A 4,476-nucleotide genomic window follows, 5' to 3' on the forward strand; every position below is an offset into this window, starting at 1 on the left:
ACATTATCCTGATTGCTATGTCTTGCTTTTTTTCCACCCCAGCCATGTCGCTCGCCTGGATAAAGCATAAATTCAAAATTCTTGTTCAAGTCTTGAAGTTTGTTGATTAGTTGAATGCTGTTTTGCATGTGAACATTATCATCCATAGTGCCATGAACAATTCGCAGATTTCCTTTAAGCTTATCCGCATAGGTCATGGGTGATGTAAGTCGATATCCATCAGGGTTGTTTTGTGGTGTTCCCATGAAACGCTCAGTATAATGTGTATCATATAAAGCCCAATCTGTGACAGAATAATTAGCAATACCATGTGTAAATACATCGGCACCATAGGTGAGTGCCATAGTTGTAATATATCCACCAAAGCTACCACCGGTAATTCCAATTTTTGTTCCATCCACATAGGGTTTTGATTTCAGTAGAGATGCGGCATCCATATAATCTTCAATTTCATATTTACCCATGTTTCGGTAGATGAAATCCATTCCAGTTTTACCTAAATGGCCAGAACTACGATTATCGATGGCTACCTGAATAACACCCTCTTTTGCCCACCAGTAGTTTTGCCCAAGTGGACTCTTCCAACGGTCGTACACTGTACCGGCATCTGGCCCACCGTAAACTGATATCCAAACTGGATATTTTTTTGTCTGATCAAAATTAAGTGGTAAAGTAATAGTCATAGGCAGTTCAAGCCCATCGCGTGTTTTGTAATAGCTAAGCTCCGTTTTGGGAAGTAGATAGGAATCAAATGCAGCACCCTTTGAATCGGCAAGTTCACGGATGATATTACCTTTGTTATCTAATAAAGCAGATTTTGGTGCAGTGTTTAAATTAGAATAGGTAGTGATGAAATATTTTCCATCCGGAGAAAGATTGATTTGATGATCATAATTACCGAAAGTTAATTTCACAGGCTCATTGGTGCCTTTTAAACTCACTCGGTATAGATCATGTCTCGCAGAATTCTCTTGTCTTGCAGTGAAGAAAATCTCCTGATTTTTCTCATCAACTAATAACAATTGAGCTACTCGCCAGAATCCGGAAGTAAGTTGTTTCTTTAATGTGCCTTCTAGATCGTAATAGTAGTAATGACCCCATCCACTTTTATCGCTTTTTAAGATGAAGCCACTTCCATTTTTTAGGAAATACATGCCATCAAACCAATCAACCCATGTTTTTTGCGTTTCCTCATGAATAATTCTTTTAACACCATCCATTGGGTTTACACTGTAAATTATCAGCTTATTTTGATCGCGGTTCATCCATTGCATCCATAATGTTTTGCTGTCGGCCATCCAGAATGGAGTTCCAAAATATTGATCGTTTTTTTCATCAAAATCGGCCCAAACTATCCCTTGTAAACCTAAATTGACAAGTCCCATTTTAACTTCAGGATTTTTATCGCCAGCTTTTGGATACCTAGTATTTTCTAGAAAACCATGTTGTCCACTTGAATTATATATTGGAAATACAGGAACTTTTGAATCATCAAAACGCATAAAGGCAATACGTTTACTGTCCGGACTCCACCAAAATGCTTTGTAACGTGTTGGTCTGCCAAGAATTTCTTCATAATAAACCCAAGAAGCCCATCCATTGTAAATCAGGTCTGATCCGTCGGTGGTATATCTGGTTTCAGCCCCTGATTTAATATCTATTGAATATAGATCATTGTTTTTTGTGAATGCTACTTGGTTTCCATCTGGCGACAAGGTTGGGTTTTTCTCCAGAATACTGTCTCTAGTTAATTGCTTTTCGGCACCTTGAGCATCTTTATAAAAAACATCATTGTTTTTAATTCGTACGGAGGCTTCATTTACTTGTGCTGGTGCAGATTGAACCGCTGTACCTGTACGGGCATCAACAGTATAAGGCTTACTTTGCTTAGCCTCCATTCTGTACTCAATGTAGTGGGTATTGTCGGCCCACCCTCTGTAAACTGGTAATGGGTTAAGAATGTCATTTACCGGCTTATTAAAAACATCTTCAAAGCTCAAGTCTTTTAATTGTGCGCTTGAAGAAAGTGATAAAAGCAGTAAGGTTGCAAATAATGTAAAACTGAATTTATTAATCATCGTTAGATTATTAATTATGGTTAAATAATTGATTTTTTTATTGATTAAGACTCTTTTTTTAATTCTCAACTCGAAGTTAAATCTTTTTTTTTAATCAAATGCAATGAAGGTGTTTTTATTCTTTTTATAATTAAATTAATGCTCTTCCTTTTACTATTCTTGCATTTTGATCTAAATTTATCCTATTTTAGAGCATGGCTCCTGATTTTTCAAATTCTAATGAACTTCAAGATTTTGGCAATCTCGAATTGCTTTCTCAACAAGTTGTTGAGGGATTCATTACAGGCTTACACAAAAGCCCTTTTCATGGGTTTTCAGTTGAATTTGCTGAGCATAAACTTTATAATCCAGGCGATTCTGTCAAAAATGTTGATTGGAAATTATTTGGGCGTACAGATAAGCTTTTTGTTAAACGCTTTGAGGAAGAAACCAATTTGAGGTGTCAAATAGTATTGGATGTGTCTTCGTCTATGTATTATCCAGAAAAAATGTTTAATAAGCTATTATTTTCTGTGTACGCTTCAGCATCCTTGATGTACCTGCTCAAAAAGCAGCGTGATGCTTTCGGACTAAGCTTTTTTTCTGAACAGTTGGAACTGACCACCGCTGCTAAATCGACTACAGCACATCAAAAATATTTATTTTCAGAGTTAGAAAAGCTAATGAATAGAAATGTAAATGGCTGTCGCACCGATGTAGCTTCTGCACTTCATCAAATAGCTGAGCAAATTCATAAGCGATCGCTTGTAATAATTTTTAGCGATATGCTCGATGGGGAATCTGACGATGGTTTGAATAAAATTTTTGCGGCCCTGCAGCACCTAAAGCATAATAAACATGAAATTATTTTGTTTAACGTACTCGACCATAAAATGGAACTAGCTTTTGAGTTTGAAAATCGTCCACATAACTTTATAGATATTGAAAGTGGCGAAGAAATTAAGCTTCATCCTAATAATGTGCGAGCTTCATACCTTGAAGCTATAAATTTGTATCATAAAGAGCTAAAGCTAAAGTGTGCACAGTATAAAATTGATTTTATTGACGCGGATATCCACTCTGGGTTTTATCAAATTTTACATTCGTATTTACTTAAGCGTGCTAAAATGGGCTAAACTCTCGCAAATTTATTAATTTGATAAAATATGAGTCTTTGCATTTCAATTTTTGTACTTTCAATTTTAAAATCGATTACCATGAAAAAAATTCTACTATCCTTATCTCTTCTGATTTTGTTGACCAGTATGCAAATTCAAAAAACAAACAAAATTATTTTCTTTGGAGATTCAATAACGCAGGCTGGTGTAAACCCTGGTGGTTACATTTCAATGATGCAGGATAAAATCAAACAAGGTGTTGCACCTAAGTATGAGCTTATTGGTTCTGGTATTGGTGGTAATAAGATTTACGACCTTTATTTGCGTCTTCAGGAAGATGTGTTAGATAAAAAACCTGATGTTGTTGTCATATATATAGGTGTGAATGATATTTGGCACAAACAAGGCAGTCAGACAGGTACAGACCCAGATAAGTTTATTGCCTTCTATTCCGCAATTATAAAAAAGCTGCAAGCTTCGAACATCAAGGTAATTGTTTGTACACCGGCCGTAATAGGTGAGAGAACAGATTTCAGTAATGCTATGGATGGGGATTTAAATCTATATAGTCAGATGATACGGAATTTGGCAAATACTTATGGTTGTGGACTAATAGATATTCGAAAAGCTTTCCTAGACTATAATATGGTAAATAACCCTCAGAATAAGGAGTCAGGTATTCTAACTTCAGACCGAGTTCACCTAAATCAGGCAGGAAATCAAATGCTTGCTGAACTTATGTTTAAGGGGCTTTCAAAATAAAAATGCTCCGAATTATTTCGGAGCATTTTTGGAATTTATCTTCTTTTGTTGCCGAATCTTTTATTCGGACTTCCACTCATAGGTGCAGCACCTGATGACGGTTTTCCTTTTTTTGCAGATCCGCCTTTTTTCTTGGTCGACTGGCTCATTATGAAAGATGCGCCACGCATATGATAGGGTTGATCATCTATCACTGGGATTTCTTTACCAATTAATTTCTGGATATCCTTTAAGTATTCCATTTCCTCTTCATCACAAAATGAGTAAGCTATACCGCTTGATCCTGCTCTTCCAGTACGTCCTATACGGTGGACATAGGTTTCAGGAACATTGGGTAATTCATAATTGATTACATGTGAAAGCTCATCAATATCAATTCCCCTTGCTGCAATATCTGTTGCAATTAAAGCCTTAATTTGTCCGCTTTTAAAATTCGACAATGCTTTCTGGCGAGCATTTTGCGATTTATTACCATGAATGGCTTCAGTTTTAATTCCTGCCTTTACAAGGTCTTTTGTTATTTTATCAGCACCATGTTT

Annotated in this window: 4 protein-coding genes; 2 read left to right on the forward strand and 2 right to left on the reverse strand. The window is 36.2% G+C overall.

Annotated features, from left to right (window positions below; genetic code table 11):
- A partial coding sequence (locus ACILQF_RS10865) for a S9 family peptidase (protein WP_395627431.1) occupies positions 1–2,078 on the reverse strand: 2,078 nt, incomplete at its 3' end.
- A gap of 194 nt (positions 2,079–2,272) precedes the next feature.
- On the opposite strand from ACILQF_RS10865, the gene ACILQF_RS10870 reads away from it, so the two are divergent.
- The gene (locus tag ACILQF_RS10870) at positions 2,273–3,193 is read left to right on the forward strand and encodes a DUF58 domain-containing protein (RefSeq protein ID WP_395627432.1); all 921 of its coding nucleotides are present in this window, start codon (positions 2,273–2,275) and stop codon (positions 3,191–3,193) included.
- 81 nt (positions 3,194–3,274) lie between these two features.
- Positions 3,275–3,937 carry an SGNH/GDSL hydrolase family protein gene (locus ACILQF_RS10875; RefSeq protein WP_395627433.1) on the forward strand — a complete coding sequence of 221 codons (663 nt, stop codon included), beginning with the start codon at positions 3,275–3,277 and terminating at the stop codon, positions 3,935–3,937.
- 35 nt (positions 3,938–3,972) lie between these two features.
- On the opposite strand, the gene ACILQF_RS10880 is transcribed toward ACILQF_RS10875, so the two are convergent.
- The coding region (locus tag ACILQF_RS10880) for a helicase-related protein (protein ID WP_395627434.1) at positions 3,973–4,476 on the reverse strand (504 nt) is incomplete at its 5' end.

Origin of the sequence: Daejeonella sp. (assembly GCF_044232565.1) — a bacterium.
GTDB lineage: Bacteria > Bacteroidota > Bacteroidia > Sphingobacteriales > Sphingobacteriaceae > Daejeonella.